Origin of the sequence: Streptomyces sp. NPDC091682 (genome assembly GCF_044756625.1) — a bacterium.
Taxonomy (GTDB): domain Bacteria; phylum Actinomycetota; class Actinomycetes; order Streptomycetales; family Streptomycetaceae; genus Streptomyces.
This window is the reverse complement of the sequence record NZ_JBIVTH010000004.1, coordinates 381774-407112: the sequence shown is the minus strand read 5'-3', so window position 1 is coordinate 407112 and position 25339 is coordinate 381774. Positions and strand designations below refer to the sequence as shown.

Below are 25339 nucleotides of genomic sequence, written 5' to 3'. Positions count from 1 at the left end.
GAACTACCGCTACCGCTCGGGCCCCACCGCTACCGCTCAGGCCAGGATCTTGGCCTTGGCCCGGTCGAATTCCTCCTGGGTGATGTCGCCCTTGTCCTTGAGGGCGGAGAGTTTGTGCAGCTCGTCCGCCGAGCCCGACCCGGCGCCGGCCGTCTGCTGCACGTACGCACGGAAGGCCGCCTGCTGGTCCTCGGCCTGCTTGCGGTCCCGTTCGTGCATGCTGCGCCCACGGGCGATCAGGTACACGAAGATGCCGATGAACGGCAGCACCAGCACCAGGATGAGCCAGCCCGCCTTCCCCCAGCCGCCAAGGGTGTGGTCACGGAAGATGTCCGTGATGACCTTGAAGAGGAGGAAGAACCACATGACCCACACGAAGAACCACAGCATCGTCCAGAAGAAGTTGAGAAGCGGGTAGTCGTCCATGCTCCACTCCGATCATGCACGTGGTCCTTCATTCATACAGGCGACCCCGGCGGTCCGCATGCGGAGGACCGGCTCCGGTCGCGCTCCGGGCTCCGGGCCGTTCTCCTGAAGGCATGGAACGCAACGCAGCCGACCAGCGCCGCCGCGTCCTGCTGGGCCACCTCCTGCGCTCGGTGCTCTCGGTCGCCCTGCTCACGGGGCTCTACTACGTCGCGCCCCTGGAGGGCGGGTTCGGCATCACCACCGTCCTGACGCTCGTCCTCGGCCTGGCGGTGTTCGGCCTGCTGACGGCCTGGCAGATCAACGCCGTCTCGCGTGCCCAGTTCCCGCGGATGCGCGCCCTGGAGGCGATGGCCACCGGCGTACCGCTGTTCCTGTTGCTGTTCTCCGCGACGTACTACCTGCTCGCGACGCAGGACCCCGCTTCGTTCTCGGAGCCGCTGTCCCGCACGGACTCCCTCTACTTCACGATCACCACCTTCGCCACCGTGGGATTCGGGGACATCGTCGCCACCGACCAGGGCAGCCGGGTGCTGGTCACCGCCCAGATGGTCGCCGACCTGATCCTCATCGGAGTGATCGCCAAAGCACTCGTCGGCGCGGTCAAAATCGGCATGCACAGGCGCAGTTCGCAGACCCCCGACCCGGACGACGAGCCCTGAGCGGCGAAGTGCGCCCCCGAGGTGGACCATCGAGGAAGCGGAAAGGAAGTGAGCCATGCCGCAGTCGCGCCCTCGATCGCAGCCGCCCCCCGGCGGAACGCAGCCGCAGGAGGCCGACGTCCTGAGGCAGACCCTCCGCAGCCCCGGATACCTCAAGCTGCTGTTCTTCTGCGCCCTCATCAGCATCCCCGTGTCCCTCGCGTCGTTCTGGTTCCTCGCCGCGCTGCACAAGATGGAACACCTGATGTGGACGGACTTCCCCGAGGCCCTGGGCTGGGACGCTCCGCCCTGGTGGTGGCCGCTGCCCCTGCTGCTCGTCGCCGGTGTCGTGGTCGGCCTGGTCGTCCCGCACATGCGCGGCAACGGCGGTCACCTCCCCGCGGGCGGCCTGCACACCGGTGGGGCCTCGGCCGGCGCCCTGCCCGGCGTCATCATCGCGGCGGTCGCAAGTCTGCCGCTCGGCGCGGTCCTGGGTCCGGAGGCCCCGCTGATCGCCCTCGGCGGCGGGTTGGCCCTGCTCTTCCGCAACCTCGCGCAGGCACCGGTGACCCCGCAGGGCACCGCGCTCGTGGGCGCCGCGGGAGCCGCGGCGGCGATCGCCACCATCTTCGGGAATCCGCTGATCGCCGCGGTGCTGCTGATCGAGGTGGCGGGCGTGGGCGGGCCGCAACTGTTCACCGTGATGCTGCCGTCCCTGCTGTCCGCCGGAGTCGGGGACCTGGTCTTCACGGGCCTCGGACGCTGGACCGGACTGCCGATCGGGAGCCTGAAGCTCGAACTGGGCGTACCCGTGCCCCACCTGGACGTGCCGGACGTGCTCTGGGCGGTGCTCATCGCCGCGGCCCTGGCCCTCGCCCTGCACCCCGTACTGACCGGCGCCCGCGTGATCGCCGCGTACGTCCTCGAACGCCCCCTCCTACGGACCGTCCAGTGCGCGCTGGCCGCCGCCGCCTGCGCCAGCCTCTACGCGCTCATCACCGGCCTCACGCCCGCCGATGTCACCGGGTCGGGCCAGGCACTGATCGGCAGGCTGGCCGCCGACCCGCACGCCTGGGGCGTGGGTGCGCTGATCGGCATCCTCCTCTTCAAGGGCGTCGGCTACGCCATCTGCCTCGGCAGCCTGCGTGGCGGACCGGTCTTCCCGGCCCTGTGTCTGGGCGCCGTGGCGGGCGTCCTGCTCGGGCCGCTGCCCGGTCTCGGCATCGTGCCCGCCATGGGGGCGGGCATGGCGGCGACCGCCGCCAGCGCGCTGCGGCTGCCGGTGAGCAGCGTGGTGATGGTGGTCCTGATGCTCGGCGGCACCGCGATGATCCCCGTCGTGATCATCGCGTCCGTGGTCGCCTTCGTGGTCACCGAGCTGCTGCCCGTGGGGCCCCCGATCCCCGAGCTGCCCGCCGTACCCGCGAAGCGTGCCGCACCCGCCGAGCCCGCAGCGACGTAAGCAACCGGTCGCAGACGGGGAGGACCCCGCCCGGCGTCCCGGGCGGGGTCCTCCCCGTTCGCGACCGGCCGACCGGTCGTCAGCAGCGCAGGCCGGTGGCGGCGGCCGCGGCGGCCTGGTCCAACTGCTCGATCTGCGGCTGCAACTGGGTGCGCGCGTCCTTGCCGGTCGTGTCGCCGGGCAGGTCCTGGTAGCTCTTCTTGAGGTTCTCGGCAGCCGACTGGACGGCGGCGCGCTCGGCGTCCTTCAGCTGGTTCGCGTTCTCCTTGACGTTGGCCCAGTCCTTCTGGACGGCCTCGTAGGCGTCCTTGACCTGGTCCTTGGTCGCGTTGGCGGGGTCGAGGGCCTTCAGCTTGGCGTTGTCGGCCTTGAGGGCATTCAGGTCGGTGCAGAGGTCCGCCGCGGCCTGGGAGGCCTCCTCCGCGGGCGAGCTGCTGTCGTCGGAGCACGCGGAGAGACCGAGAATCGCGCCGACGCAGAGCACACCGATCACCGGGAAACGCTTCATGGGGGCCTTCCTCAATCTGACGAACCGGGTGTACCGGACTTTCCGGTACACCCGGCAAAAATATGCAGATGAAGGATGACTCCGCATCCGCACCGCCGCGCCTCAGGGCCGGATGTTCTGGTTCAGGTGGAACAGGTTCTCCGGGTCGTAGGCGCGCTTGACCGCGACCAGCCGGTCGTAGTTGCCCTTGTAGTTGGTCCGGATCCGGTCCTGGTCGTCGTCGGCCATGAAGTTGATGTAGCCGCCCTCCTCCGAGTGCGGGGCGGTCGCCTCGTAGTAGTCGCGCACCCAGGCGGTGGCGGACTCGTTGATGGCGGGGTCGGGCCACATGCCGGCGATCACCGTGGCGAACGAGGCGTCCCGGTAGGCGAAGGCGGTCGCGTCGGGCGCGACGCGGTGGCAGGCGCCGTTGATCGGGTAGATGTGGACCGTCGAGTTCACGGCGGGCAGGCCCGGCGCGTGCCGCAGGTGCGCGTCGATCACGTCGTCGGTGAGCTCGGTGACGAAGTTGGCCTTCCAGTAGTGCTGGAGGCCGGGCGGTACGAGCGCGTCGAAGGCGCTGTTGAGCGCCGGGTAGGGCATCGGGCCCACGTGCTCGGCGACCACCGGCGCGAAGTCCCGGAAGGCTCCGACGGCGCGCTCCCCCGCGTCGAGCGGCCCGGACCAGCACGCCACGATCAGCGCGAAGGTGTCACCGTGCCGGTCCTCCGGGATGAACGGGAGCGGCGGGGCTATCTGGAAGGCCGGGAAGCCGCCGAGCTCCTCCGGCGCGTCGGCGATGAGGTCGGCGAAGGAGCGCAGCACGGTGGGAGCGTCCTCCAGCTCGAAGAGCATCGGTCCGCCGTAGATGTCCTTGACGGGGCTCAGCCGGAACTCGAACGAGGTCACCGCGCCGAAGTTGCCACCACCGCCGCGCAGCGCCCAGAAGAGGTCGGCGTTCTCCTCCTCGCTCGCCACCACGAGCCGGCCGTCCGCGGTCACCACATCGGCCGAGAGCAGGTTGTCGCAGCTCAGACCCAGTCCGCGGGCCAGGTAGCCGATGCCGCCGCCGAGGGTGAGGCCGCCGACGCCAGTGGTGGAGATGATCCCGCCGGTCGTGGCCAGCCCGAAGGCGTACGTGGCCGCGTTGAAGTCGCCCCAGGTCGCCCCGCCCTCCGCGCGGGCCGTGCGCCCGGCGGCGTCGACGCGGACGCCCCGCATCCCGGACAGATCGGCCACCACGCCGCCGTCGCAGGTACCGAAGCCGGGCACGCTGTGCCCGCCGCCGCGCACCGCGAGGTCGAGCCCGTTCTCGCGGGCGAAGTCGACCGTGGCCATGACGTCGCCCGCGTTGGCGCAGTGCACGACGGCCGCCGGCCTCCGGTCGATCATGGCGTTGTGGACCTTGCGCGCCTCGTCGTAGGACTCGTCGTCCGGGGTGACCACCGCCCCGCGTACCCGTTCTCGCAACTGGTCGATCGAGAGCTTGCCCATGGCCATCGCTCCTCGTGCATCGCGTCGTTCCACGCTGCGTCGTACTACGGCTGCAGGTGGCTGAAGCCCACCTCGAAGCGTTCGACCGAAACGATCCGCTGGCCCTCCCGCTGCGCGGTCTGCTCGCGGATCCGGGCGGCCTGCTCCTCGCTGTCCAACATGGTCCGTTCGTCGTCCCACAAGGTCAGCGACTTGGCCACGCCCGTGGCCCGGTCGACGAGGTAGTAGGCGCCCCGGAATCCGGGAACGTCCTGGACCTGCCTGACAATCGCCTCCGAATTCGCGGTCACGTCTCCCTCCGCGGGGACCGGTGATCCCTGGTAGGTGCTCAGCCTCGCGAACATCTGCGGCAGTCCTTCCTCGCAGGGCCGCCGGTCGGGGAACAGGCGGCTCCACGACCAGGGTGCTCCGGCGCGCCGGAGCCCGCATGCCGGAGCGGCGCGACAATGGTGGGGACGGACGCGCGTGCCGTTGCGCTGCCGTCGCCGTAGCCGTTGCTGTCGCCATGGCCGTAGGCGTAGCCGTAGCCGGAGCCGTTGCGAGGGCCGAGAGGCGGGACGTCGAGGTGCCGTACATAGCTGTGACCGCCCTGAGTCACGTGGGGCTGGTGCGCGAGCACAACGAGGACAGCCTCGTCATCGGACCGTGGACCCTGTGCGGGACCGTGACCCAGAATCCGCAGACCCTGGTCTTCCCCTTCGGCAGGCCGCTCGTCGTCGCGGTCGCCGACGGCCTCGGCGGCCAGCCGGCCGGCGAGATCGCCAGCGAGCTGGTGGTGCGCCAGCTCTCCTCGCTCGGGCCCACGCTGGACGGCCCGGAAGCCGTCGGTGACGCGCTGAGCATCTGCAACCGCGCCGTGTACTCGGCGACCGAGGGCCGGCCGGAGCTGGCCACCATGGGGACCACGGTCGCGGGCGCCCTCGTCCTGGCGGATTCGCTGCTCATGTTCAACGTCGGCGACAGCAAGGTCTTCCACGCGGCGCAGGACGGGCTGCGCCAGATCAGCGTGGACGACAGCCCGCCGCCGACCCCCGGGTACCGCACCACCTCCGCGGTCACCCAGGTCCTCGGCGGCACCCGCGGGTACAACGAGATCACCCCCCACATCGAGGCCTTCTCGGTGGCCGAGGGCGACCGCTACTTGGTGTGCAGCGACGGGCTGACCGACCCGGTGCCGACCGAGGAGATCGAGGGGCTGCTGCGGGTGCACGACGACGGCCGGGCCGCGTTCGAGCTGTGGCGGGCCGCCATCGACGCCGGCGGCCCCGACAACATCACGCTCGCGCTGCTGCGCATCGGCGCATAGCCGAGCAGGCGCGCAGCCGCGCAGGCGCTGTCAGTGCGTCTGAGGCCGCCACACCGGTGCGCATCACGGGGTCGCCACGCTCTTGGTGTAGGCCTCGCCCAGGTCCCGTACGTCCACGGAGGCGTGGACCTCCAGGCCGGTGGCCTTCGCCGTGTGGCGTTCCACCAGCTCCAGCACCGCTCGGGTCAGGCGCGACTTGGTCTGCGCCGTGCGGCCCCGGGCGATGGCCATCTCGACGTGCACGACCACCGCCCGGCCGTCGGTGCCCTCCCCGACGACGGACTCCTCCAGCCGGTGGAAGCGCGTCTTGCAGTTGCCGATCGCCGTGTCGAGGATTTCGGCCACCAGCGCGTGCAGTTCGAGCGCGAACGCCCGGCGGTCGAAGGCACCGGTCAACGAGTCCGAATAATCGACGACTGCGTGGGGCACGGGGCGCTCCCTGCTCTACGGATGCGGGGCGCCGGGCCCCGGTCCCGCGCCGGTCGGCGGGTACGTGAGTGAAGGTAACCGAGCCGGCCCCACCAGGGGCGAGTACCGGACATCGTCCTCGGGGCGGCACCACGGCAACGGGCGGGAAGGGGCCACGAAAAACGTTCCGCCATTTATATGATTTTCCGTTTCACATTTCCGCCACTCGGGTGCAGAATTACGAGTGGGGCACGCCGAAATTTCCCTGGCCGCCGACACCCGCTGTGCTAACGTGACGTCCGTTGCAGTTGTGGTTCCCAAAAACTTACAAGTGCTCTCACCAGATTTTCGGTGGGCGCACTTTTCATTTCCGGTGCATGCAGTGAAATCTACTCGTTCCGGTCGGGCCAATCATCACGGCGACACCGGGCCCGCACAGTGCGGGTCCGGGCACTGCCCCAAAGGAGAATTCATATGGCATCTGGCACCGTGAAGTGGTTCAACGCGGAAAAGGGCTTCGGCTTCATCGAGCAGGAGGGCGGCGGCGCCGACGTCTTCGCCCACTACTCGAACATCGCCTCTTCCGGCTTCCGTGAGCTTCAGGAAGGCCAGAAGGTTACCTTCGACGTCACGCAGGGCCAGAAGGGCCCGCAGGCCGAGAACATCGTTCCCGCCTGACGCCCGACGCCTGACGTTCGAGGTCCACGCCGGCGCCCGCGTCGGCGCGCTGACGCGGCCGAGGCCCGCACCCTGGGGTGCGGGCCTCGGCCGTCCGTTCCTCCCCGAGCGCCCCGAACAGGCCACTCCTCGGAAGCCCGGCCGGTGGGCGAGCGCGCTTGCTAGAGTCCGTGCCCATGTCGATCCCTGACGACCTGCTCCTCGATCTCGCCGCCATGGTCGAGTCGGAGCAGACCAATCAGATGTCCCTGACCGTCGTGGTCCACGGCGCCGTCATCACCGGCCGTCTCGCCCCCGAGAGCGTCTGGCGCCAGCGGGTGGCCGAGGTCCTGCGGGACTCCGACCAGCTGGGCCCGTTCGCCGAGGTCTTCAGCTCTCCCGGACGCGGCGACAGACAGCGGGCCGAAGCACCCTCACACCTTCATTTCCACGTGGCGCGCATCCTCCAGGGCACCTTGGGCATCCCCGAGACCGGCGGAATGTACCGGATCGCGGTCAAGGACGTCAGCGCCTGGACCGTCGGGGACTTCAGCTACTCCGACAAATAGCCCACCCTCCGCCCCGGCACCACGGAGGACGGCCGTCCGCAATTCACCCGCGGGGGCCGTCCTCGATGACCCGAGCCGGACGATGGAATGGCAACGCCGCCGAACGGCCCCGCACAATGTCGCCATGCGGATCTCGATGCTGGGGCCCCTGGACGTACGGGGCGAGGACGGAAGCGGCGTCGGAGTCGGGGGGACCCGCCTGCGGGCACTGCTGATCCTGCTGGCGCTCGAACCGGGGCGGGTGGTCGCCTCCGAGCTCCTGGTCGACGGGATCTGGCACGACGCTCCACCGGCCGGCGCCACCAACGCCCTTCAGGCACTGGTGTCCCGGCTGCGCCGGGCCCTGCCCGGCGCAGCGGTGGAAGCGCACCCGGCCGGATACCGCCTGGTCGTCGAACCCGACGCGGTGGACGTGGTCCGCTTCGAACGGCTGGCCTCGGCAGGTCGCGGGGCACTGGCCCGGGACCCCGCCGCCGCGGCGCGCCTGCTCCGCGAGGCCCTGGAGCTGTGGCGCGGCCCGGCCCTGCTGGACGTCGCGGCCTCCGCGCCCTTCCGGGCCCCGGTCACCCGGCTGTCGGAGCTGCGGATGGCCGCCCTGGAGGACCGGATCGAAGCGGACCTACGGGCGGGACGCGGCCGGGAGCTGACCGGCGAGCTGACGGCCCTGGTCGCCGAACACCCCTTGCGGGAAGGGCTCGTCGGGGCGCTGATGCGGGCCCTCGTCGCGGCCGGACGGCCGGCCGAGGCGCTCACCGCCTACGGGAACGCGCGCGAGGTCCTCGCCGAAGAGCTCGGGGCGGACCCCTCCCCCGAACTGTCCGCCCTGCACACCGCCGTACTGCGCGGACAGGTCGAGGTCCCCGCGGGGCCGCCGCCCGCGCCCGCCGGAGCGCCACCGCCGTCGCCGTCGCCCTCGCCGTCGCCGTCGCCACCGACCAACCTACGGGCCGGACTGGCCAGTTTCGTGGGCCGGGACGAGGACCTCGGCCACATCGACTCCCTCATCAGCCGGTTCCGGCTCACCACGCTCATCGGACCCGGCGGTGCCGGAAAGACCCGGCTGGCCGTCCAGAGCGCCCGCCCCCTGCTCGCCCGATTCCCCGACGGCGTCTGGCTGGTGGAACTCGGACCGTTGGGCGCGGAGGCCGACGTAGCGCCCGCCGTCCTGAACGCGCTGGGCCTGCGGGACCAGGCGCCCGCAGCGGGTGACCCGCTGGACCGGCTCGCCGCGGCCCTGCGCACCCGTACCGCGCTGCTGGTCCTCGACAACTGCGAGCACCTGGTCGAAGCGGCCGCCCGCACCGCTGACCGGCTGCTCGGCGCGTGCCCCGGGCTGCGCATCCTCGCGACCAGCCGGGAGCCGCTCGGTCTCACCGGCGAGGCGCTGTGGCCGGTGCGGCCGCTGCCCCTCCCGCCCCGGGACGCCGACGCGGCGCACGCCCTGTCGTACGCGGCGGTGCAGCTACTGCACGACCGTGCGGCGGCGGCCCGTTCCGACTTCGCCGTCACCGAGGCGAACGCCCCGGCCGTGACCCGGATCTGCCGGGCCCTCGACGGAATGCCGCTGGCCGTCGAACTGGCGGCGGCCCGACTGCGCACGATGAGCGCCGAGCAGCTCGCGGCCCGGCTCGACGACCGCTTCCGACTGCTGACGGGCGGCGCGCGGACGGCTCCGCGCCAGCACCGGACCCTGCGCGCGGTGGTCGACTGGAGCTGGGAACTGCTGACGGATGCCGAGCGGGTACTGCTGCGCAGGCTCGCCGCCTTCCCCGGCGGCGCCACGGTGGAGACGGCCGAGGAGGTCTGCGCGGGCGGCCCGGTCGAGGCGTACGACGTGCTCGACCTGATCACCTCGCTGACCGACAAGTCCCTGCTGGTGACGGCGGGCGACGGGCGCTACCGGATGCTGGAGACGATCCGTGCGTACGGGCTGGAACGACTCGAAGAAGCCGGTGAGCGGGAAGTGCTCCGCCGCGCGCACGCCGCCCACTTCACCGGGCTGGCCCGGACCGCGGACCCGTACCTGCGGCGGGCGGAGCAGCTGGAGTGGCTCGGGCGGCTGACCGAGGAGCACGACAACCTGGCCGCGGCGCTGCGCGGCGCGATCGCGGCGGGCGACGCGCGGGCGGCCGTACGGATGGTGGCGGCGGCCGGCTGGTACTGGTGGCTCGGCGGGCACAAGGCGGAGGGCGCCGAACTGGCGGCGCGGGCACTCGCGTTGCCCGTCCCGGACGCGGCGGACGAAGCAGACGCGGCCGACGGGGACGCCGGGGCGGACGGGGACGACGCGGCCCGCGCCGTGGCCTGCGCACTGGCGGTGCTCTTCGCCACGGCCGGACTCGGTGACGACCGGCGGACCGGGGAACTGCTCCGCCAGGGGATGCTGCTCGCCGCACGCAGCGGGAGCCGGCATCCGGTGGTCCGCTTCCTGGAGCCGCTGGAACGGCTGCTGCGCGGTGCGGAGGGGGGCGAATCGGCCGTGCCGGACGCGTGGGCGGGGCTGCTGACCGACGAGGACCCCTGGGTCCGCGCGCAGGCCCGGCTGGAGGGTGCCAAGACCCTGCTCGGGGCCGGCGGCCCACCCGCACGGGCGCGGGCCTCGATCGAGGCGGCCCTGGCCGGGTTCCGCGGGCTCGGGGAGCGCTGGGGGACCTCCTTCGCGCTGACGCTGCTGGCCGACCTGGTGGCCCGGCTCGGCGACCACCGCGCGGCGATCGGCCACTACGAGGAGGCCGTGGCGGTGATCGGCGAGCTGGGTGTCGTCGAGGACCGGCTGTACGCCTGGGTCAGGCAGGCGCAGCTGCGCGGGCTGGCCGGGGACCCGGCGGGCAGCGCGGCGGTGATGGCCCGGGCGGAGCGGGACGCGGTGGCGGCCGGCTGGCCCGAGGCGCTGGCCATGATGGCGCACGGCAAGGCGGACCTGGCGCGTTGGAACGGCGAGCCGGCGTCGGCCCGGGCCGAACTGGCGCGGGCCAGGGAGGCGGTGCGCGAGGTCGCCGTGCACCCGGTGTTCGAGGTGGTGGTGCTCGACTCCCTCGCGTACCTGGACGCGGCGGACGGCGAGTTGGCCGCCGCCCGAGCCCACCGCGCCGAAGCGCTGGAGCTGGCCGTGGCCTGCGGTCACGCGCCGACGCTCGCCCAGGTGCTGGTGGGCGTCGCGGACCAGGCGGTCCGGCTGGACCGGCCGCGGGAGGCGGCCCGGCTGCTGGCCGCGGCCCTCGCCGTGCGCGGCGGGCCGGACCACTCGCGCCCCGACGCGGCCCGGGTGGAGGGTGCGGCGCGCGCCGCGCTGGGTGACGCGTTCGAGGAGTACGCGCGGTACGAGGACGCCGGCGACGCGCCGCGGCCGGCGGCCGCGGGGGACCTCGCGCGGGTCACCCTGAACGGTTGAGCTCCCGCGGACGCAGGCGGCTCGGTTAGCTGCGGCTCCGGATTCCCCGGCGGGAATTCACACACACATTCGCCCATTGCAAAAACGATCGTTGTGTCAGTGACCGTACTACGCTTGCACGCATGCCGACGGAGAGCGTGGAAGTACGGCGCGGGCTGCCCGAGGGGGCCGCCGCGCGCGTCGCCGAGCTGTACTGGGAGGCCTTCGGGGGAAAGCTGGGCCTCGCACTCGGCCCCGCGGAGGCTGGACGGAGGTTCATCGCCGGGCACCTGCACGCGGACCGGGCGGTGACCGCGCTGTCCGGCGGCGACGGCCAGGGGGGCGGCCGGGTGATCGGCGTGGCGGGCTACCAGCTGGCCGGGCGCGGCCTGGTCGGTGGCGACGCGGCCGCGGTCATGGCCCAGTACGGGCGGGTCCGGGGCCTGTACCGGGTGGTCCTGCTGGCGCTGCTGGAACGCACCCCGGCCCGCGGCGAGCTGGTCATGGACGGCATCGCCGTGGACCGTGCCGAGCGGAGCCGGGGCATCGGCGGGCTGCTGCTGCGGGAGATCGAGGCGATCGCCGTGGAGCAGCGGTGCCGGCGGATCCGGCTGGACGTGGTCGCGGAGAACCCGCGGGCGCGGACGCTCTACGAGAAGCACGGGTTCCGGGCGGTACGGGTGCAGCGCACGCCCTGGCTGCGGGACGTACTGGGATTCGGGGGCGTGACGACGATGCACAAGGAGGTGGCGGCGCGATGAGCGGGATCCCCACGCGGATGGTGGTGCACGCCCTGGTCCGGGAGGACGGGACGGTTGCGGGCGAGGAGCTGTACGAGGTCGCAGCCCTGCTCGGGATGACCGACCAGCAGGTGCGGCTGTGCGTGAAGCGGCTGGTCACCGAGGGCCGGTTCACGCTCGAGGGCCGCGGCCGGCGGGCCGTGCTGCGCCTGGCGGGAGCGGAGCCGGGGGCCGGGCTGCCGCTCGTACCGGAGGTGGAGTTCGTCCGGCACGCCTACCGGCAGGACCGGGGTCTGGAGCCGTGGGACGGACTCTGGCACGCCTTCGCCTTCGCCGTACCGGAATCCGCGCGGGCCGCCCGGGACTCCCTGCGGGACGCACTGACCGGGCTGGGGGCGGCGCCGGTCCAGGGCGGCCTGTACGTCACGCCGAATGCGATCGGGCCGTACGTACGGGCGCACGCGGCGGAGCTGGGCCTCGCGGAAGCGCTGACCTGCCTGAGCACGCGGGACCTGGCGGTGGGCGGCACCTCGGACCCGCGGGCCCTGGCGGAGCGGCTGTGGCCGCTGCCGGAGATAGCGGCGCGGTACGGGGAGCTCCGCGCGCTCGCGGAGCAGCCGGCCCTGCCCGGCCGGCCCGCCGGGCTGGCGCACGCCGTGACGCTGGCCGCCGCCTTCTCCGCCGCGATGCTCCCCGATCCGCTGCTCCCCCCGGAGCTGCTGCCGCAGCCGTGGCTGGGGACGACGGCCCGGGCGGCGGCGGCGGAGGCCTGGGCTGCGCTGGGGGCCGCCGCCGCCGCCACCGGACCCCGATTGTTCCGCCTGTACGGCGAGGCCCTGACCTGACCCGGCGCGGACGCCCGGGACCGACCCCCGCCCCGTCCACATCATGGACAACTACGCTCGTTTCATGAACGCAGAAGCCGACGCCCTCGCCGCCGTGAAAGACGCTGACCGGAAGCACGTCTTCCACTCCTGGTCGGCGCAGGAGCTCATCGATCCGCTCGCCGTGGCCGGCGCCGAGGGTTCGTACTTCTGGGACTACCAGGGCAACCGCTTCCTCGACTTCTCCAGCGCCCTCGTCTACACGAACATCGGCTACCAGCACCCGAAGGTCACCGCGGCCGTCCAGGAACAGGCGGCCAAGCTGTGCACGGTCGCGCCCGGCTTCGCCGTCGACGTGCGTTCCGAGGCGGCCCGGCTGATCGCCGAGCGCACCCCGGGCGACCTCGACAAGATCTTCTTCACCAATGCCGGCGCCGAGGCCGTGGAGAACGCCGTCCGCATGGCCCGGCTGCACACCGGTCGGCCCAAGTTGCTGTCCGCGTACCGCTCGTACCACGGCGCCACCTCCACCGCGATCAACCTGACGGGCGACGCCCGGCGCTTCGGCAACGACTCCGCGACCGCCGGTGTCGTGCACTTCTGGGGGCCGTTCGCCTACCGCTCGCCCTTCTACGCGGCCACCGGGGCCGAGGAGTGCGAGCGGGCCCTGCGCCACCTCGAGGACACCATCGTCTTCGAGGGACCGCAGTCCATCGCCGCGATCATCTTGGAGACCGTCGGCGGCGCCCCGGGCGTGCTCGTGCACCCGGACGGCTACCTCGCCGGCGTGCGCGCGCTGTGCGACCGCTTCGGCATCGTCTTCGTCCTGGACGAGATCATGGTCGGCTTCGGCCGCACCGGAAAGTGGTTCGCCTCCGAGCACTGGGATGTGACCCCCGACCTGATCTGCTTCGCCAAGGGCGTGACCAGCGGATACCTCCCGCTCGGCGGGGTCGCCATCTCGGCCGCCATCGCCGAGACCTTCGCCCGCCGGCCCTACCCGGGCGGCCTCACGTACTCCGGGCACGTGCTGGCCTGCGCGGCCGCCGTCGCGACCATCGGCGTCATGGAGGAGGAGGGCATCGTCGAACAGTCCGCCCGGACGGGTGCGGAGCTGCTCGGCCCCGGCCTGCGCGCGCTCGCCGAGCGGCACCCCTCGGTCGGGGAGGTCCGCGGGCTCGGCACCTTCTGGGCCCTGGAACTGGTGCGGAGCAAGGAGACCCGCGAGCCGCTGGTCCCGTACAACGCCTCCGGGGCGGACAACGCCCCGATGGCCGAGTTCGGGGCCGCCTGCAAGAAGGGCGGGCTCTGGCCGCTGATCGCCGGCAACCGCATCCACATCGCGCCGCCGTGCAACATCTCACCGCAGGACGTCGCCAAGGGGCTGGAGATCCTCGACGAAGCCCTCACTGTGGCGGATGCACACACGGCCTGACCTGGGCTTCTGTGGGGTCGCCCAAGGCGAGGGGGCTGGTGTTCGGAGGATCCGTACGGGGATCAACCCTCCGTGCGCATGCTGCAATCCGTGCAGGCCGTAAGACACACAACAGGCCAAGCACCTACGAACCGGGATGCACGTCAGGCCCGGGGCGGTCCCTCCGCGAGGGGCCGAACGGCGGGGAGCGGGACGCCTTGATTCGGGCGGGCGCTGGACGCCGGGCGTACGGGATCCAGACCACCGGACTCCGTGTTCCCGAGTACCCGAAGGAAGACAGCATGAGCAAGCACGTCCTGGCCCAGAACCAGTACGGCAAGGCCGAGAACCGCATCGTGAAGGTCACCCGCAAGGGCGCAGGGGGCACCTCCCAGACGGAGTCTGGGGGAGGCTCCTGGCACGAGATCCGCGACCTCAACGTCTCGGTCGCGCTCCGCGGCGAATTCCGCGACGTCCACCTCACCGGCGACAACGCCAACTGCCTGCCGACGGACACCACCAAGAACACGGTGTACGCCTTCGGCAAGGAGCACGGCATCGACTCTCCCGAGGCCTTCGGCATCCTGCTCGCCAAGCACTTCGTCTCCTCGCAGCAGCCGATCCGCGAGGCCCAGATCCGCATCGAGGAGTACGTGTGGGACCGCATCCCGGTCCCCACGCGCAAGGAGCAGCACTCCTTCGTCCGCAAGGGCCAGGAGGTGCGCACCGCGCAAATCACCTACAGCGAGACGACGGGCCTGCAGGTCATCTCGGGTCTGAAGGACCTGACGGTGATGAACTCGACCAATTCCGAGTTCCACGGCTACATCAAGGACAAGTACACGACCCTGCAGGAGGCGTACGACCGCATCCTGGCGACCAAGGTCACCGCGCGCTGGGCGCACTCGGCGCTGGCCGCCGACGAGGCCGGCTACGACTGGGACCAGGCCTACAAGAAGGTCCGCAAGAACCTGCTGGAAGCCTTCGCGGAGACCTACTCGTACTCGCTGCAGCAGACCCTGAACCAGATGGCCGAGCGGGTGCTCGACAACTGCGCCAAGGTCAACGAGGTGCGCCTGAACCTCCCCAACAAGCACCACTTCCTCGTCGACCTGGAGCCCTTCGGCCTCAAGAACGACAACGAGGTCTACTTCGCGGCGGACCGGATGTACGGCCTGATCGAGGGCACCATCCACCGCGACGGCGTACAGCCGGTGATCGCGACGTCCGACTGGATCGTCGCCTGACGCACGGGTGAACGCCCGTTCGGCCCGGACCGCGTCGCGGGGTCCGGGCCGAACCGTTTCGCCCGCTACGGCCCGTCCTGCTCCTGCTCGTCCTGCGGTTGCCCGACCAGCAGGTTCCAGCGCCCCGACCGCCCGGTGAGGGTGGTCACCGACTCCGGCCGCACGTCGAGCCGCCAGAAGGCCGCCGCGGGCAACTCCAGGGCGTGCACCACGGCCGCCCGGACGACCGCCTGCTCGACCACCACCCGGTGCGTGCCCTCGGCCAGGCCCGCCAGCTCCGCCCCGACGCGCGCGATCAGAGCGTCCACGGACTCCCCGCCCGGTGGCGCGTACGCGGGATCCGACAGCCAGGCGTGCACGGCCGCCGGGTCCCGGCCCGCCACCTCGTCCAGGGTGCGCCCGGCCCACTCACCCGTGGCCAGACCGCGCAGCCCCTCGTGGCCCGGGCAGGGCCGGGCGTGACCGAAGCGGCCCTGGCGGGCGGCTGCGTCCAGCGGGAAGGTGATGAGCCGAACTCGTACCAACGGGGTCTTCATAAGGGGAGCGTAAGCGCGGTACGGTCACAAATGGTTCAATTGACTTACGACGGAACGACGGAAGCACGGTGAGAATCCGGCACGGTCGCGCCACTGTGAAGCCTCCCGGAGGGGAGGAAAGTCAGACCCGCCACCGTCGTAGCGAGCACCACTGACCGGGACGCGTGTTCCCTCTGGAGGTTCTGCCATGGCCCACTCCGCCGTGCCCACGACGAACTCACCCGCCGTCGCCCCCATCTCGCTCTCCGCGCTGGCCCCCTGGGCCGTCTTCGTCGGCGTCCTCATGCTCGTCCTGCTGTACTTCGTCGGCGCCGAGCAGGGCGCCACCTCGGTCTTCGAAGGGGAGACCATCCACGAGTGGCTGCACGACGGCCGCCACCTGCTCGGTTTCCCCTGCCACTGATTCCCCTGCCAGTGACCGACGTCTCAGCAAGGGAACAGAACGATGACTTCCCCTTCTCCGGGTGGGGTCTCCCCCCGCACCCTGCTCGTCCGCGGCATGCTCGCCGGCCTGCTGGCCGGCGTGGCCGCCTTCCTCGTCGCCTACCTCCTCGGTGAGTCCAAGGTGGACGCGGCGATCGCCATCGAGGAAGCCGCCGCGGCCGGTCACGACCACGGTGAGGACGCGCCGGTCAGCCGGGCCCTCCAGGCCACGGCCGGGCTCGGTACCGGCGTCCTGCTCTACGCGGTGGCGCTCGGCGGCATCGCCGCGCTCGTCTACTGCTTCGCCCTGGGCCGCATCGGCCGCTTCGGCTCGCGGGCCACGGCGGCACTGGTCACCGGGGGTCTGTACGTCACCGTGACGCTGGTGCCGTTCTTCAAGTACCCCGCCAATCCCCCCGCCGTGGGCGATCCCGGGACCGCCGCCCGGCGGACCGCCCTCTACCTCCTGATGATCGCCCTGAGCGTGCTGCTGGCGGCCGGGGCGCTGATCCTCGGGCGACGGCTCGCACCGAAGCTCGGCAACTGGAACGCGTCGGTCGTCGCCGGCGCGGCCTTCGCCCTGGCCATCGGCCTCTCCTACGCCCTGCTGCCCGGCATCAACGAGGTCCCTCCGGGCTTCCCCGCCGCGCTGATCTGGGAGTTCCGCCTCGCGTCCCTGGCCATCCAGACGGCACTGTGGACGACTTTCGGCCTGGCTTTCGGTTTTCTAGCCGAACGAGCCCTTGTGCCCGCCCCCGGACCCAAGGAGGCTGTGCAGCCGACGAGTTGAGCACGAGGGGGCCGGTAGTACATGGCGACGGCGATCAGGCAATGGCGGGGCTGGACGGGTGCGGCCCCGTTCTGGCTGAACTCGCTCCTGCTGCTCCTGGCCCCCTGCTGCGCCGTGACGCTCTTCGGCCAGATCGGGATCATCGCCGCGCTGGCCGCACTGGGCGGCCTGGCCCGCCACCTCTGGTACGGCGACTACGGCCACCCGGCCGTACACCTGGCCGGGGCGCTGATGGGGGCGGGCGCGGCCGCCCTCGTCATGTGTGGTTAGGAGCGTTCGGCCCCTCACCCGTTCGGGCGCATGGGCACCACCCCGGGCATCCGGCCGACGGACCCTTCGCGAACTGCGAAGACTCCCCGATCGGGCGACGACACGCCCGTGACGCCACGTCAGTCCACCGTGTTGCACGGAGTACCGACGGGCAGAGGAGGTGTCCACTGCTCACATGACCCGGCCGCCCGAGCCGGACTGGAGGGAATCCCATGCCCCGCGCCAAGTGGGCCGTCGCTTCGCTGACGGTGGTCCTGCTGTCCACCGGCATCGCGGCGTTGCAACGGACCGAGGGTGCCCGGCCCGCGGCCGTGACCACCGACGACGCGCTGCCCTCCCGGGCGTTGGGGCTGTCGGGCCACCGCCGTCTGGTGCGGGAGCTGGAACAGTCCGGCGAACACGCCGCCGGCACGGGGACCCGGTCCCCGAGCGCCGCCCACGGGCCGCTGCGCACGGTCACCGGACCCCTGCGGGCCGCCCGCCCGCTGCGGCTGCGCATTCCGAGCCTGGACGTGGACGTACCGCTGACCGGCGGCCGTACGGAGTACGCCTGGGACACCGGGAGTCCGGCACCGGGTACGGCCGGGACCGCCGTGGTGACGGTGGCGGGGCTTCGCCTCGACGAGTTGCGGCGGGGCCGGACCATCGAGATCCCCCGGGCGGACAGTCGTACGGCCGTGTTCACCATCGTACGGATCTCACCGGGCAGGGCCTCCGGCCACGAGGGCGCGCACGGCCGGGCCCAACTGCGGGTGGTCGGCGGCGAGACCGCCGTACTGGCCCGGCTGACCGGGCAGCGCCGCACTCGCTGAGACCACCGGATCGGGCGACGTCCTGTCAGCCGAGGGGGGTGTCTTCGTCCCCCGGTCGGGGGCTTCTCGGGGTCCACCCGGGAGTCGTCCGGCGTGGCGGGGCAGACCCCTCGCATGAGCGGCGGGAGGCACCACGCGCGTTCGGCACTGGCCAGGGCTCTGACCGTGGCCTGTGTCGTGCTGCTGTGCGTCTTCGGAGCCGGTCCGGCCGGCGCCGAAGCGGCCGAGTTCCGCCCCGCGACGTCCTCCGCGCCCGTCGCGCCGGGCGCCCCGGGCGCCCCGGGCGCCCCGGGCGCCCCGGCAGAGTCTCCCGAACCCGGCGAGGGCCAGTCCGATCCGGCTCCGGCCCCTGATCCCGAAGCGCGGGCGGCCGTACGGACGGTCACGCGCGGGCTGTCCAGCGTACGGCGGGGACCGCTCGCGGTGTTTCACGTGGAACATGCGGTTGCCCCGGCGTGCGGGCCCGCCGCGGAGGCGGCCGAACCGGCCCTGTCCCGGCGGGCGGTGCGGAGCGTGGTGCTGCGCTGCTGAGCGGACCGAGGTCCGAACGCAGCCCCCACACCCCCTTGAGCACCGTGAGGTTCCGCCATGCCCATCGACCCGTACGCCGCACTGAACGCCATGCTCCGCGCCGAGGTCACCCGGTTCTCCCCGCCGGTCCGGCAGACCGAGCCGGCCGCGTCGCCGAAGACCACGGCCACGGCCACGGCCACGGCCACCGCCACGGCCACGGCCGTCGAGGCCGAGAGCGAACCTCAGCCGACCGCCCCGGCGGATCCGGCCGCGTAGGAACCGCGCGGACGCGCCAGGAGCGCCGGGGGGCAACCGGCGCTCCCGGCGCGTCCCGGCCGTGCGACCGGCTCGGTCCTCGTGCTCAGTCCTCGTGCGTGTAGTAGCGGTAGAACGCCGCCAGACCGACGCCCGCGGCCACGGCGAGGCCCACCACCACGGCCTTGAGGATCGACTGGTCGGTGAGGCTGTGCAGGTAGCCCACGGCGATGCCGCCGAAGGCTCCGTACGCGGCGGCGTGGACCTCGCGCATCATCCGGGGACCGACCCTGGCCAGGCCGAACATGATCCCTGCGAAGACCACGCCGCACAGGATCCCGAAGAAGACGTTGGCCGTGGTCACCGGACCCGCCTGGCGTTCGATGAAAGCGGCCCAGAATCCGTAGACGAGTCCGAGGAGCACGGGCCCGACGAACGCGCTCTTGTGCAGGTGGGTCTTGCTCGCCGTCTGCCGGCGCTGCCGCCCGAAGGCGCTGGGTGCCGCATGTGCCATGACGGGCTCCTCTCTCCCATCATCCAGGGCACACCCGCCGCCCCCGGGCGGCAAGTGGATCAGCGGTCAGGGCGTGCGCACGGCCACCGCGTCGATCTCGAAGAGCATGTCGGGCAGGGCCAGCGCGGCAACGCCGATCAGGGTCTGGGCGGGCAGTTCGGTCCCCCAGGTGGCGTGCAGCTGCTTCAGCAGGACCTCGAGCTTCTGCTGGTCGTGGCCGACGACGTAGGTGCCGATGCGGACCACGTCAAGGGGGCCGAGGCCGACGGCCGCGAGGGCGGTACGGAGGTTGGCGAAGGCCCGCTCCACCTGGTCGGCGAAGTCCCCGGAGACGACGTGGCCGTGCTCGTCGGAGCCGTACTGCCCGGCTATGAACACCTGCTCGCCGGGTGCGGAGACGATGTGGCTGTAGCCGTATCCGGTCGGGGTGTGGAGTCCTGCCGGGTTGATGATGCTGCGCGTCATGCCGAGCTCCCTTTTTCCGTTTCCGTTTCCGTACGTGCGGTGTGGTGCTCCGTGTGCTCCGTGGTGCGGCTACCGTGCGGCGAGCCAGGCACGGAGCCGTTCGGGGGCCTCGGGGGCCTGCCGTTCGGCCTGTTGCCGGATCTCGTCGAGGTTCTGGGCCGCCAGTGCCCTGCGCCAGGCCAGTTCGGCCCGTGTCATGGCGTGCGCGATGGCGCAGTCGGCGGCGCCCTTCTCCGGGGCGGAGTCCGCCGGTTCGCCGGCGCCGGGCCCCTGCTGCCGGATCTCCGCGCACCGGAAGGCCTGCTCGGGCCCTTCGACGGCGGCGACCACGTCCATGAGCGAGATGGCGTCGAGCGGGCGGGCCAGCCGGAAGCCGCCCCGGGGGCCGGGGGTGGAGGTGAGGACGCCCGCCCGAGCCAGTGCCTGGAGCTGCTTGTTGAGGTAGGCCGCGGGCAGGTCGTGCCAGGCGGCGAGACGCGCCGCCGACACGGCACGGTCCGGGCCGCTCCAGGCCAGGTTGACGCAGCTGTGCAGCGCCCACTCGACGCCCTCGCTCATCTTCATAATCTGGATATTAAATATCCAGGATTATCGGCGCAAGGGTGCCGCTCCGTCCGACGGCCCACCACCCGCCCGCAGCAACACCGCTCGCGCCCGGCCCCGCGTCCGCATTCCCTGGTGACGTGCGCACCATCCTGTCGACGGTACTCATCGTGCTCGTGGCCCTTCTGGTGCCCGCGAGCGCCGTCGCGTACTGGGCCGACCGCGAACTGGGCAACGCCGACCGGTACACCGCCGCCATGTCCCCCCTCGCCGAGAACCCGAAGGTGCAGGAGGTCGTCGTCACCCAGGTCACCCGCGCCCTCGCCGGCCAGATCGACGCGGGCCCCTTCCAGATCGGCGTGGACACCCTGCTCGGCGAGGCCCTGCACTCCTTCGCCGGCACCCCCGCCTACCGGACCGCCTGGGACGCGGCCAACCGCGCCGCCCACGTCGCGTTCCTCGACGCGCTCACCACCGGCCACGGCGACGCCCTCACCATCGACCTCGCCCCCGTCATCGCGCAGGTCAGGGGCGACCTCGTCGCCGACGAGGTGCCCTTCGCCGACCGCATCCCGGTGACCCACCTGACCGTGAAGGTCATGGAGTACGACAACCTCGCCGCTCTCCGGAAGGGCTTCCACATGCTCCAGGTCGCCGGCGTCTGGCTCCCCGTACTGACCCTGGTCCTGGCCGCGGCGGCCATCGCCGTCGCCGTCCACCGACGGCGCGCCGTCCTGGCCACCGGAGTGGGGCTAGCGGTCGGGGCCGGACTGCTGTGGCTCGCGGTGGACGTGTGCCGCCGGCTCACCCTGGACGACCTGCCCGCCGACATCGACCGGCCCGCCGCCGGGGCGGTGTACGACGCCCTCACGGCGTACCTGCGCACGACCGCCTGGGTGGTGCTGGCGATCGGGCTCGGCGCCGCACTCGCCGCATGGGTGATGGGCCGACTACGCCGCACCCCATAAGCTCGGAAGGTACCAACACGCGCAGAACCATGTAGAAGATCACAGAAGCACCGATTCGCGAGCGGCGGGCACGGAAGCGGGAATGAGCACCGAACGCACCGAACACATATCGTCGCGGCGAGCCCGGCACCATCCGCTGGCTCCGCCCTCCTGGCTGCTCAACGGGCTGAAGCCCAGTGCCGCGCCGATCCCGTGGGCCGCCGTGGCCCGGGCCTCGGTCGCGATGTCCGTCCCGCTCGCCGTCGGCTTCGCCCTCGACGAACCCGAATACGGCGCGCTCGCCTCCATGGGCGCCCTCGCCGGAGTCATCGGCGACACCGCCGATGCCTACCGGATGCGCGTCCTGAACATCGCCGTCCCCCAGCTCCTCGGCGCCGTCGGCGTGGCGCTGGGCACCCTGGTCTACGGGCACGGCTGGCTGGCAGTCGGAGCGCTCACCCTCATCGCCCTCGTCTCCGGGATGATCTCCTCCATCGGCACGGTGGCCTCCGTGTCCGGACTGCTCCTCCTGCTCAACGCCGTGATCGGCGCCGGACTGCCGCTGCCCGAACCCTGGTGGACGGCCCCGCTGCTGCTGACCGCGGGCGGGCTGTTCGTCCTCGCGCTGACCCTGCTCGGCTGGCCGCTGCGCCGCCGGCAGCCGGAGCGCACCGCCGTGGCCGACACCTACCGGGCCCTGGCCGACGCCCTGGAGGCCGCCGGCGGGCCCGGCACCCGGTACGAGGAACGCCGACAGCAGGTCACCCAGGCCATCAACCACGCCTACGACCTCGTGCTCGGCCGCCGGGCTCGGGTGCACGGGCGCAGCCCCTCGCTGGTGCGGCTGCTGGCCCAGCTCAACGTGGTGATCCCGCTGGTGGAGGCCGCGCCCGCAGCGCACCTGCGCGGCCGGCCGCTGCCCCCCGAGATCCCGGCGGCCGTACGGGAACTGGCCGACGCCGTCGAAGAGGGCCGCACCGGAACCCCCGTACTGGAGCTGCCCGCCGCGCACACCCCGGCCGAACGGGCCGTCGACGCGGCCCTGCGCCACGCCGCGAAGATCGTGTACATCGCCCGACCGGACCTCGACAACGTGGACGACCGGCTCGGCCGGCCCGCCGCCCTGCGGGTGCGCGCCCGGCGGGCGGTCCGCGACATGGTGTTGTCCCGGGCCTCCTGGCGGTACGGGTTGCGGCTCGCACTGTGCATCGGGATCGCGCAGTCCCTCGTATCGGTGATCGAGTTCGAGCGGTCCTACTGGGTCGCCCTGACCGTCACCTTCGTCCTCAAGCCCGACTTCGGTTCGGTGTTCTCCCGGGCCGTGCTGCGCGCGCTCGGCACCGCGGGCGGCCTGGTCATCGCGGCCGCCGTGCTCTCCGAGGTGCCGCGCGGCTGGTGGGACGTCCCGGTGATGGTGGTGCTGGCCGGGCTGATCCCCGCCTTCTCCGTCAAGGGGTACGCCTTCCAGACCGCCGCGATCACCCCGGTGATCCTGCTCCTCTCGGACCTGCTCAACCACCAGGGCTTCGACCTGATCCGGCCCCGGCTGGTGGACAGCCTGATCGGCTGCGCCATCACCCTCGTCTTCGGGTACCTGCTGTGGCCCGAGAGCTGGCACACCCGGATCGGGGACCGGCTCGCCGACACCGTGGACGACGCCGCCCGCTACGTGGAACGGGCCTTCGCGCCGGTCGCGGACGAGGCCGCGCACGCGGTGGCCCGGACCGCCCGCCTCCAGGCTCGGCGGCGCATCTACCGGGACCTGTCGGGCGTGCGCAGCGAGTTCCAGCGGGCGCTGACCGAGCCGCCGCCCACCGGAGCCCGGGCCGCCGCCTGGTGGCCGCTGGTCGTCGCCGTCGAGCGGATCGTGGACGCCACCACCGCCGCGCGGGTCCGGGTCAACCACGGCGCGGCCCCGCCCCCCGCCGAGGAAGTGGAGTCGATCGCCCGGCAGCTCCGCGAGCTGGCCGTGCGGGTGCGCAGCAGCAGCATCCCGGTCCGGGTCGAGGCGGGACCGCCGGGCGAGGCGACGAGCGTGCTGGCCCCGGTCCACCAGGAGATCGCAGCGGCCCTGGCCATTGCCCGGCCGGAGTCCTGACCCGCCGCCGCGCCCGGGAACGGTGTCCCCCGAATGGGTCGGCTCCCGGGCCGGGCGGGGGCGGACGGGGCAGCATCGGAGCATGCACCGCGTCCCCGCCGTGATGGTCCTCGCCGTACTCCTGGTGGGGTGCGCCGATGTGGAGGGACTGCAGAGCGAGGGCGACCTCGGCACGGTGCACGCCCCGAAGAGCCTGTGGAAGGACATCCGCCCCGACCCGCCCGCCGCCGACCAGAGGCCGGGCACGGCCGCCGTGGTCCCGGGGCTCCCCAAGGTGACCGATCTGAGCATGCGCGGAGTGGACGCTCTGTCCGTCGTGCGCGCCGACATCGCCTCCGCCGCCGAGCAGGACGGCGGGACCGGCCGGCTCGTCGACCCGCGCGCCGTCCAGCGGCTCGCGCTCTGCACACAGGCTGTGGACGGCGGCCCCGACTGCCCGGTGCGCCCCGCGGTCCTGCACGACCTGACGGGCAACGGCCGGGAAGAGCTCATCACCGCCCTGGACGTCGACGGCCGGGTCAGCGAGCTGCGCGTCTACACCGTCCAGGACGACGGGAGCATCGCCCGGATCCTGTCCCGGCGCGCGGTGCTGGAGGGTGTGGAGGTGGCCGCCGAGCACCTGGCGGTCCGCGAGCCCACGACCAACCCCGACCACGTCGCCGTCTTCGACTACGTGTGGGACCCGAAGGCCGGGATCATGAACCTGTCCCAGCTCACCCTCGACGACTGCCCGGGACGCACCCAGGACCCGACGAACGGGGACGGGGCGCGATGCGCGCGCTGAGCAGCCTGCGCTGGAAGATCGCACTGACCACCACCATGGTGTGCTGCATGGTCGCCGCCGCACTGGGCATCCTGGTGCACAACGTGGTCGCCCGGCAGATGGTCGGAGAGGTCCGCAAGGCCGCCGCCACCGAGCTGGCGCACGCCTTGGGCCACTACGAGTACGGCACCGCGCACGGCGACGTGAACGCCGCGTTCGACCCGCCCGACCTGCCCCGGCAACTGCGCGAGCTCGTCGCGAGCGGCCAGACCGGCAGCATCGTCGGCGAACAGGGGGGAAAGCCCGTGATGTGGGCGGCCGGACCCGCCGACGACAAGGCCCTCGCGGTCTGGTTGCCCTTCGGGAGCACCCGGGAACGGCTGCGGGACATCGACACCGCGATCCTCGCCTCCGCGATCCTCGCGGCCGGTCTGGTGGCGCTGGCCGGCCTGTTCCTCGCCGACCGGATCAGCCGGCGGCTCGCGACCACGGCCGCCGTGGCCCGCCGGATCAGCGCCGGGGACCTGGACGCCCGGGTGAACTTCCCGGCCGAGGGGGACGATCCGGGGCCGGGCGGCTCCCGCGACGAGGTCCGGGACGTGGCGCACGCGCTGGACTCGATGGCGAGCTCGCTCCAGGGCCGGCTGGAGGCGGAGAAGCGCTTCACGGCGGATGTCGCGCACGAGCTGCGCACCCCGCTCACCGGTTCGCTGGCCGCGGCGGCGCTGCTGCCCGAGGGCCGCCCCAAGGAAATGATCAACAACCGGCTGAAGGCCCTGCACCTGCTGACCGAGGACCTGCTGGAGATCTCCCGGCTGGACTCGGGCGTCGAACGGGCCGACCTCGCCCGGGTGGAGCTCGGCCGGGCGGTGGAGCGGGCGGTCGCCGCGGCCGCGGCCGCCGGGAGCGCCACCGCACCGGAAGCCGGTCCGGCCGTGTCGGTACGGGTGGTCCAGGACGTGGTGGTGGTCACCGACCGGCGGCGGTTGGACCGGATCCTGGCCAACCTGCTGGCCAACGCCGTGAAACACGGCAGGCCCCCGGTCGAGGTGACCGTGGAGGGACCGGTGGTGGTGGTCCGCGACCACGGTCCCGGCTACCCCCCCGAGCTGATCGAACGGGGCCCGCAGCGGTTCCGTACCGGGGACCCGGGCCGCGGGCGCGGCCACGGCCTGGGGCTCACGATCGTGATGGGGCAGGCGGCCGTGCTGGAGATCGCGGTCGGCTTCGCCAATGCGCCCGACGGCGGCGCGGTGACGACGCTGCGGCTCCCCGTCGGCAGGGTGCCGTAGGCGAATTGGGCAGCTTGGGTGCGTTGATCCGCGGGGACGCCCGAGAGGCGTGTTTCACGTGAAACACGCCCCT

The 25339-nt window shown here is 72.5% G+C and carries 29 protein-coding genes; 20 read left to right on the top strand and 9 right to left on the bottom strand.

Features of this window, described 5'->3' with window-relative positions:
- Positions 1-36: 36 nt before the first annotated feature.
- Positions 37-426: an SHOCT domain-containing protein gene (locus tag ACIQK6_RS12545; RefSeq protein WP_329100058.1), complete on the bottom strand. Its 390-nt coding sequence runs from the start codon at positions 424-426 to the stop codon at positions 37-39.
- 113 nt (positions 427-539) lie between these two features.
- Between ACIQK6_RS12545 and ACIQK6_RS12540 the strand changes: the two genes are divergently transcribed.
- Together ACIQK6_RS12540 and ACIQK6_RS12535 are read left to right on the top strand one after the other, a co-directional pair.
- Entirely contained in the window at positions 540-1088 is a 549-nt protein-coding gene (locus ACIQK6_RS12540; protein ID WP_329100059.1) for a potassium channel family protein, read from the top strand.
- Between the two features lie 55 nt (positions 1089-1143).
- Positions 1144-2529 carry a chloride channel protein gene (locus ACIQK6_RS12535; RefSeq protein WP_329100060.1) on the top strand — a complete coding sequence of 462 codons (1386 nt, stop codon included), beginning with the start codon at positions 1144-1146 and terminating at the stop codon, positions 2527-2529.
- A 79-nt stretch (positions 2530-2608) separates the two neighbouring features.
- On the opposite strand, the gene ACIQK6_RS12530 is transcribed toward ACIQK6_RS12535, so the two are convergent.
- The 3 genes from ACIQK6_RS12530 to ACIQK6_RS12520 all read right to left on the bottom strand — a co-directional run bounded on the left by ACIQK6_RS12530 (position 2609) and on the right by ACIQK6_RS12520 (position 4800).
- Positions 2609-3037: a hypothetical protein gene (locus ACIQK6_RS12530; protein ID WP_329100061.1), complete on the bottom strand. Its 429-nt coding sequence runs from the start codon at positions 3035-3037 to the stop codon at positions 2609-2611.
- Between the two features lie 102 nt (positions 3038-3139).
- Positions 3140-4510, bottom strand: coding sequence for an FAD-binding oxidoreductase (locus tag ACIQK6_RS12525; protein WP_329100062.1), 1371 nt, complete (start codon positions 4508-4510; stop codon positions 3140-3142).
- A 44-nt stretch (positions 4511-4554) separates the two neighbouring features.
- Entirely contained in the window at positions 4555-4800 is a 246-nt protein-coding gene (locus tag ACIQK6_RS12520) for a hypothetical protein (protein ID WP_329100063.1), read from the bottom strand.
- Positions 4801-5075: 275 nt separating this feature from the next.
- Here ACIQK6_RS12520 and ACIQK6_RS12515 point away from each other — a divergent pair, with 275 nt between their 5' ends.
- Positions 5076-5816, top strand: a complete 741-nt coding sequence (locus tag ACIQK6_RS12515) for a PP2C family protein-serine/threonine phosphatase (protein ID WP_402694758.1) — start codon at positions 5076-5078, stop codon at positions 5814-5816.
- 63 nt (positions 5817-5879) lie between these two features.
- On the opposite strand, the gene ACIQK6_RS12510 is transcribed toward ACIQK6_RS12515, so the two are convergent.
- Positions 5880-6245 carry a 5-carboxymethyl-2-hydroxymuconate Delta-isomerase gene (locus ACIQK6_RS12510; RefSeq protein WP_402694757.1) on the bottom strand — a complete coding sequence of 122 codons (366 nt, stop codon included), beginning with the start codon at positions 6243-6245 and terminating at the stop codon, positions 5880-5882.
- A 453-nt stretch (positions 6246-6698) separates the two neighbouring features.
- Between ACIQK6_RS12510 and ACIQK6_RS12505 the strand changes: the two genes are divergently transcribed.
- The 7 genes from ACIQK6_RS12505 (at position 6699) to pucL (ending at position 15045) form a co-directional block, all read left to right on the top strand.
- Positions 6699-6902 (top strand): cold-shock protein, encoded by a 204-nt coding sequence (locus ACIQK6_RS12505; protein WP_030011983.1) that lies wholly within the window; start codon positions 6699-6701, stop codon positions 6900-6902.
- Between the two features lie 176 nt (positions 6903-7078).
- On the top strand, positions 7079-7450 hold the full coding sequence (locus ACIQK6_RS12500) for a hypothetical protein (RefSeq protein ID WP_329100066.1): 372 nt from the start codon (positions 7079-7081) through the stop codon (positions 7448-7450).
- A gap of 124 nt (positions 7451-7574) precedes the next feature.
- Positions 7575-10841, top strand: coding sequence for an AfsR/SARP family transcriptional regulator (locus ACIQK6_RS12495; RefSeq protein ID WP_402694756.1), 3267 nt, complete (start codon positions 7575-7577; stop codon positions 10839-10841).
- Positions 10842-10963: 122 nt separating this feature from the next.
- The gene (locus ACIQK6_RS12490) at positions 10964-11581 is read left to right on the top strand and encodes a GNAT family N-acetyltransferase (protein ID WP_329100068.1); all 618 of its coding nucleotides are present in this window, start codon (positions 10964-10966) and stop codon (positions 11579-11581) included.
- A complete protein-coding gene (locus tag ACIQK6_RS12485) occupies positions 11578-12405 on the top strand; it encodes a PaaX family transcriptional regulator C-terminal domain-containing protein (RefSeq protein WP_402694755.1) in 828 nt (275 codons plus the stop codon). The genes ACIQK6_RS12490 and ACIQK6_RS12485 overlap by 4 nt, the downstream gene beginning before the upstream one ends.
- Positions 12406-12469: 64 nt before the next feature.
- Entirely contained in the window at positions 12470-13819 is a 1350-nt protein-coding gene (locus tag ACIQK6_RS12480; RefSeq protein WP_329100070.1) for an aspartate aminotransferase family protein, read from the top strand.
- Positions 13820-14100: 281 nt separating this feature from the next.
- On the top strand, positions 14101-15045 hold the full coding sequence (pucL, locus tag ACIQK6_RS12475; protein ID WP_402694754.1) for a factor-independent urate hydroxylase: 945 nt from the start codon (positions 14101-14103) through the stop codon (positions 15043-15045).
- 65 nt (positions 15046-15110) lie between these two features.
- On the opposite strand, the gene ACIQK6_RS12470 is transcribed toward pucL, so the two are convergent.
- The gene (locus tag ACIQK6_RS12470) at positions 15111-15581 is read right to left on the bottom strand and encodes a histidine phosphatase family protein (RefSeq protein ID WP_329100071.1); all 471 of its coding nucleotides are present in this window, start codon (positions 15579-15581) and stop codon (positions 15111-15113) included.
- 187 nt (positions 15582-15768) lie between these two features.
- On the opposite strand from ACIQK6_RS12470, the gene ACIQK6_RS12465 reads away from it, so the two are divergent.
- The 6 genes from ACIQK6_RS12465 to ACIQK6_RS12440 all read left to right on the top strand — a co-directional run bounded on the left by ACIQK6_RS12465 (position 15769) and on the right by ACIQK6_RS12440 (position 18665).
- Complete coding sequence (locus tag ACIQK6_RS12465) at positions 15769-15984, top strand: CbtB-domain containing protein (RefSeq protein ID WP_329100072.1); 216 nt, start codon at positions 15769-15771, stop codon at positions 15982-15984.
- Between the two features lie 42 nt (positions 15985-16026).
- A complete protein-coding gene (locus tag ACIQK6_RS12460) occupies positions 16027-16794 on the top strand; it encodes a CbtA family protein (RefSeq protein ID WP_329100073.1) in 768 nt (255 codons plus the stop codon).
- A 21-nt stretch (positions 16795-16815) separates the two neighbouring features.
- Entirely contained in the window at positions 16816-17064 is a 249-nt protein-coding gene (locus ACIQK6_RS12455; RefSeq protein ID WP_329100074.1) for a hypothetical protein, read from the top strand.
- 212 nt (positions 17065-17276) lie between these two features.
- Positions 17277-17876, top strand: a complete 600-nt coding sequence (locus tag ACIQK6_RS12450) for a hypothetical protein (protein ID WP_329100075.1) — start codon at positions 17277-17279, stop codon at positions 17874-17876.
- Between the two features lie 114 nt (positions 17877-17990).
- Positions 17991-18407, top strand: coding sequence for a hypothetical protein (locus ACIQK6_RS12445; protein ID WP_402694753.1), 417 nt, complete (start codon positions 17991-17993; stop codon positions 18405-18407).
- A 57-nt stretch (positions 18408-18464) separates the two neighbouring features.
- On the top strand, positions 18465-18665 hold the full coding sequence (locus ACIQK6_RS12440; protein ID WP_329100077.1) for a hypothetical protein: 201 nt from the start codon (positions 18465-18467) through the stop codon (positions 18663-18665).
- A gap of 85 nt (positions 18666-18750) precedes the next feature.
- Here the strand turns inward: ACIQK6_RS12440 and ACIQK6_RS12435 are convergent, their stop codons facing one another.
- The 3 genes from ACIQK6_RS12435 to ACIQK6_RS12425 form a co-directional block, all read right to left on the bottom strand.
- Positions 18751-19158, bottom strand: a complete 408-nt coding sequence (locus ACIQK6_RS12435; RefSeq protein WP_329100078.1) for a hypothetical protein — start codon at positions 19156-19158, stop codon at positions 18751-18753.
- 66 nt (positions 19159-19224) lie between these two features.
- Positions 19225-19623 carry a RidA family protein gene (locus ACIQK6_RS12430; protein WP_329100079.1) on the bottom strand — a complete coding sequence of 133 codons (399 nt, stop codon included), beginning with the start codon at positions 19621-19623 and terminating at the stop codon, positions 19225-19227.
- Positions 19624-19692: 69 nt separating this feature from the next.
- The gene (locus ACIQK6_RS12425) at positions 19693-20181 is read right to left on the bottom strand and encodes an RrF2 family transcriptional regulator (RefSeq protein WP_402694785.1); all 489 of its coding nucleotides are present in this window, start codon (positions 20179-20181) and stop codon (positions 19693-19695) included.
- A gap of 125 nt (positions 20182-20306) precedes the next feature.
- Here ACIQK6_RS12425 and ACIQK6_RS12420 point away from each other — a divergent pair, with 125 nt between their 5' ends.
- From ACIQK6_RS12420 to ACIQK6_RS12405, 4 genes are all read left to right on the top strand, one after another.
- Positions 20307-21134, top strand: coding sequence for a hypothetical protein (locus ACIQK6_RS12420; protein WP_329100080.1), 828 nt, complete (start codon positions 20307-20309; stop codon positions 21132-21134).
- 82 nt (positions 21135-21216) lie between these two features.
- Positions 21217-23211 (top strand): FUSC family protein, encoded by a 1995-nt coding sequence (locus ACIQK6_RS12415; protein ID WP_329100081.1) that lies wholly within the window; start codon positions 21217-21219, stop codon positions 23209-23211.
- Positions 23212-23293: 82 nt separating this feature from the next.
- Positions 23294-23995, top strand: a complete 702-nt coding sequence (locus tag ACIQK6_RS12410) for a hypothetical protein (protein WP_329100082.1) — start codon at positions 23294-23296, stop codon at positions 23993-23995.
- A complete protein-coding gene (locus ACIQK6_RS12405; protein WP_329100083.1) occupies positions 23983-25266 on the top strand; it encodes a HAMP domain-containing sensor histidine kinase in 1284 nt (427 codons plus the stop codon). The genes ACIQK6_RS12410 and ACIQK6_RS12405 overlap by 13 nt, the downstream gene beginning before the upstream one ends.
- Positions 25267-25339 lie beyond the last annotated feature (73 nt).

Coding starts and splice junctions, on each gene's coding strand:
- ACIQK6_RS12460 (WP_329100073.1), top strand. CDS start 16,027: ATGACTTCCCCTTCTCCGGGTGGGGTCTCCCCCCGCACCCTGCTCGTC.
- ACIQK6_RS12435 (WP_329100078.1), bottom strand. CDS start 19,158: ATGGCACATGCGGCACCCAGCGCCTTCGGGCGGCAGCGCCGGCAGACG.
- ACIQK6_RS12495 (WP_402694756.1), top strand. CDS start 7,575: ATGCGGATCTCGATGCTGGGGCCCCTGGACGTACGGGGCGAGGACGGA.
- ACIQK6_RS12445 (WP_402694753.1), top strand. CDS start 17,991: ATGAGCGGCGGGAGGCACCACGCGCGTTCGGCACTGGCCAGGGCTCTG.
- ACIQK6_RS12485 (WP_402694755.1), top strand. CDS start 11,578: ATGAGCGGGATCCCCACGCGGATGGTGGTGCACGCCCTGGTCCGGGAG.
- ACIQK6_RS12450 (WP_329100075.1), top strand. CDS start 17,277: ATGCCCCGCGCCAAGTGGGCCGTCGCTTCGCTGACGGTGGTCCTGCTG.
- ACIQK6_RS12545 (WP_329100058.1), bottom strand. CDS start 426: ATGGACGACTACCCGCTTCTCAACTTCTTCTGGACGATGCTGTGGTTC.
- ACIQK6_RS12525 (WP_329100062.1), bottom strand. CDS start 4,510: ATGGGCAAGCTCTCGATCGACCAGTTGCGAGAACGGGTACGCGGGGCG.
- ACIQK6_RS12500 (WP_329100066.1), top strand. CDS start 7,079: ATGTCGATCCCTGACGACCTGCTCCTCGATCTCGCCGCCATGGTCGAG.
- ACIQK6_RS12455 (WP_329100074.1), top strand. CDS start 16,816: ATGGCGACGGCGATCAGGCAATGGCGGGGCTGGACGGGTGCGGCCCCG.
- ACIQK6_RS12505 (WP_030011983.1), top strand. CDS start 6,699: ATGGCATCTGGCACCGTGAAGTGGTTCAACGCGGAAAAGGGCTTCGGC.
- ACIQK6_RS12530 (WP_329100061.1), bottom strand. CDS start 3,037: ATGAAGCGTTTCCCGGTGATCGGTGTGCTCTGCGTCGGCGCGATTCTC.
- ACIQK6_RS12440 (WP_329100077.1), top strand. CDS start 18,465: ATGCCCATCGACCCGTACGCCGCACTGAACGCCATGCTCCGCGCCGAG.
- ACIQK6_RS12470 (WP_329100071.1), bottom strand. CDS start 15,581: ATGAAGACCCCGTTGGTACGAGTTCGGCTCATCACCTTCCCGCTGGAC.
- ACIQK6_RS12535 (WP_329100060.1), top strand. CDS start 1,144: ATGCCGCAGTCGCGCCCTCGATCGCAGCCGCCCCCCGGCGGAACGCAG.
- pucL (WP_402694754.1), top strand. CDS start 14,101: ATGAGCAAGCACGTCCTGGCCCAGAACCAGTACGGCAAGGCCGAGAAC.
- ACIQK6_RS12480 (WP_329100070.1), top strand. CDS start 12,470: ATGAACGCAGAAGCCGACGCCCTCGCCGCCGTGAAAGACGCTGACCGG.
- ACIQK6_RS12430 (WP_329100079.1), bottom strand. CDS start 19,623: ATGACGCGCAGCATCATCAACCCGGCAGGACTCCACACCCCGACCGGA.
- ACIQK6_RS12405 (WP_329100083.1), top strand. CDS start 23,983: ATGCGCGCGCTGAGCAGCCTGCGCTGGAAGATCGCACTGACCACCACC.
- ACIQK6_RS12465 (WP_329100072.1), top strand. CDS start 15,769: ATGGCCCACTCCGCCGTGCCCACGACGAACTCACCCGCCGTCGCCCCC.
- ACIQK6_RS12490 (WP_329100068.1), top strand. CDS start 10,964: ATGCCGACGGAGAGCGTGGAAGTACGGCGCGGGCTGCCCGAGGGGGCC.
- ACIQK6_RS12415 (WP_329100081.1), top strand. CDS start 21,217: ATGAGCACCGAACGCACCGAACACATATCGTCGCGGCGAGCCCGGCAC.
- ACIQK6_RS12425 (WP_402694785.1), bottom strand. CDS start 20,181: ATGAGCGAGGGCGTCGAGTGGGCGCTGCACAGCTGCGTCAACCTGGCC.
- ACIQK6_RS12540 (WP_329100059.1), top strand. CDS start 540: ATGGAACGCAACGCAGCCGACCAGCGCCGCCGCGTCCTGCTGGGCCAC.
- ACIQK6_RS12410 (WP_329100082.1), top strand. CDS start 23,294: ATGCACCGCGTCCCCGCCGTGATGGTCCTCGCCGTACTCCTGGTGGGG.